General features: G+C 70.9%; 2 protein-coding genes. Both read right to left on the reverse strand.

Features of this window, described 5'->3' with window-relative positions; translation table 11 throughout:
* Positions 1 to 917: serine/threonine-protein kinase (locus tag MEICH_RS24005; protein ID WP_218916389.1), on the reverse strand; the 917-nt coding region annotated here is incomplete at its 3' end.
* 7 nt (positions 918 to 924) lie between these two features.
* Positions 925 to 2310: a vWA domain-containing protein gene (locus MEICH_RS0106965; protein ID WP_027892018.1), complete on the reverse strand. Its 1386-nt coding sequence runs from the start codon at positions 2308 to 2310 to the stop codon at positions 925 to 927.
* Positions 2311 to 2524 lie beyond the last annotated feature (214 nt).

Below are 2524 nucleotides of genomic sequence, written 5' to 3' on the forward strand. Positions count from 1 at the left end.
CGGTTGAGCTCGCGCAGCAGCTCCTCCACGCTGCCCGGACGGTCGGCGACGCGCATGCCTAGCGAGCGGTTGATGAGCCGAGCCAGGCGCGGGCTGACGTTGCGGGGCAGCGGGGGCAGCGGGACCCCGCCCGCCCGGTCGGTGGCGGTGGGCGGGAGGGCGCCGGTGAGGGCGTGGTAGAGCGTGGCGCCCAGGGCGTAGAGGTCGGTGTAGGGGCCCAGCTTGGCGCTGGTGGCGTACTGCTCGAGCGGCGCGTACCCCGGCGTGACCATGCGGGTGTGCGCGACGGTCTGGCCCTGCACGAAGTCGCGGGCGGCCCCGAAGTCGATGAGCACGACGCGCCCGTCGTCGGTGAGGAAGACGTTGTCGGGCTTGATGTCGCGGTGCAGCAGGCCGGCCTTGTGCACCACGCTCAGCGCGTCGGCCACCCGGAAGGCGATGTCCTGCACCTCGCGCTCGCCCAGGCGGCCCAGGCGCTCGATGCGCTTGCCCAGCGTCTCGCCCCGCAAAAACTCCATCACCAGATAGGCCGTGCCGTTCTCTTCGAAGACGTCGAAGACCCGCACGATGCCGGGGTGGTCGAAGCGGGCCAGGGTGCGGGCCTCCTCGATGAAGCGCTGGCGGGCCTCGTGGAAGCCGCCGGCGCCCAGCCGGGTGGGGGGGACGAGCTGGGTGACCTGGCGCACCGAGCCGTCGGGGAAGAACTCCTTGACGGCCACCGTGCGGCCCAGGACGGGGTTGGCGGCCTCGTAGGTGATGCCGAAGCCCCCGTGGCCCAGCACCCGCCCCACCACGTAGCGCCCGCCCGCCAGCGGGGTGCCCGGCGGCAGGCTGGGGAAGGCCACGGGCGCGCCGCAGACCGGGCAGGTGAGTTCGTGGCCGCTGAGCGCGGCGCCGCAGGTGGGGCAGTGGGCCATCGCGCGCTCAGGCTCCGGTGATCTTGCGGATCTCTTCGTCGGAGGGGAGCTCGCTGCCGGGCTCGGCCTTGAGGGTCTGGGTCTTGGCCCCGATCTTCAGCGTCTTCTGGGTGCCCAGGCTCAGCGTCTTCGAGCCCTTGAGCTCGCCCATGGCCCGGTCGAGGGCCTGGGTCATGGCCGAGTTGCCCAGCTTGACGGTCATGTTGCGGGCGAGCTCGAGCGTCTTGGCGGCCTTGGCGGGGTCGGTGCGGGCCTCGACGGTGGCCTGCTTGACCAGCATCTCGATGTTGCGCTGCTGCACCCACTGCATCACCTGCGGGTCGATGCGGGCGGCCATGCTCTCGTTGGTGGTGAACTCCACCACCACGTCCAGCGGGGGCACCTCGCCGCGGTAGCCCTTGCCGGGCACCTCGTAGGTCAGGCCGACCTGGGCCAGCCGGATGCGGGAGGGGGGGCGGGCGGGGAGGGTGAACTCGAGGATGTACACCGTCCAGTCGCCGGCTTCGGCGTTGCCCAGGGGGTGCGGGGTCACGCTGCGGTCCACCTCGGTCTGGGTGGGGTAGACCCGGGTCACGCGGTCGAGGCTGACGTCCTTGACGGTGCGGACCGCGAGGCCGAGGTTGGTGACGACCTCGAGCGCGGCGTGCTGGAGCTCGCCCAGGATGGCCTGGGGCAGCTCGGTGGCCCGCAGGCTGGGGGGCTGGGGGTGCTGGGTGTCGGGGACGACGTGGAAGGGCTTGCCTTGGGTGCGGTCGGTGATGTCGGCCAGCAGGTCGTCGTTCCACTCGTCGCCCACGCCGATGGCCGTGACCGGGATGCGGGCTTGGGCCAGTTGGGCCGTGACCTGCTCGACGAGCGCCTCGTCGAAGGTGTTGCCGTCGGTGAGGAGGATCAGGCGGCGGCTGCCGGTCTCGTTCTCGAGCAGCCGCATGGCCTCCTGCATCCCCGCGCCCATGTGGGTGCCGCCGGAGTACTGCGTCAGGCGTTCGGCGGCCGAGACCAGGCGCACCTTCTCGCCGGCGGGGGTGAAGGGCTGCACCACACGGGCGTCGTCGTCGAACTTGACGAGGGCCAGGCGGTCGGAGGGCTGGAGCTGGGGGCTGTTGAGGAGGTTCTGCAGCGCCTCCACCACCAGGTCCATCTTGCTCTTGGCCCCGCGCACCACCTCGTAGTCCTTGCCGTCGACGCGGATGCTCTGGCCGGTGCGCTCGGTGGGCTCGGTGACCACTTCGCGCATCGAGCCCGAGGTGTCGACGACGAAGGCCACCGCGAGCTGGGGGCGGGCGTTGGCGACTTCGGCGGCGGGCCGGACCTTGAGCGCCAGGAACAGCTTCTGTCCCGGCTGGTTGGCGGTCAGGTATTCCCGGTGGGGTTGAACGCTTACCTCCAGCATGAGTCCTAGCCTCCTTCAGTAGCCCTAGAGTATCCCCCAGCCTTGCCAAACGCCAAATCACGCTGGAATGACAGCGGCCAAAGCCGTAGCCGTGCCAGGGGGGTGCTTTTCCGTGCTGGTGATGGGGCGTGTTGCGGTGCTGTGGTTTGGTGACCCCCGCTCCGCCGTCGGAGGGTGTAGGGGGAGGCCATTCCACATAGCCTCCCCCTCGCAC

Source organism: Calidithermus chliarophilus DSM 9957 (genome assembly GCF_000430045.1).
Lineage (GTDB): Bacteria > Deinococcota > Deinococci > Deinococcales > Thermaceae > Calidithermus > Calidithermus chliarophilus.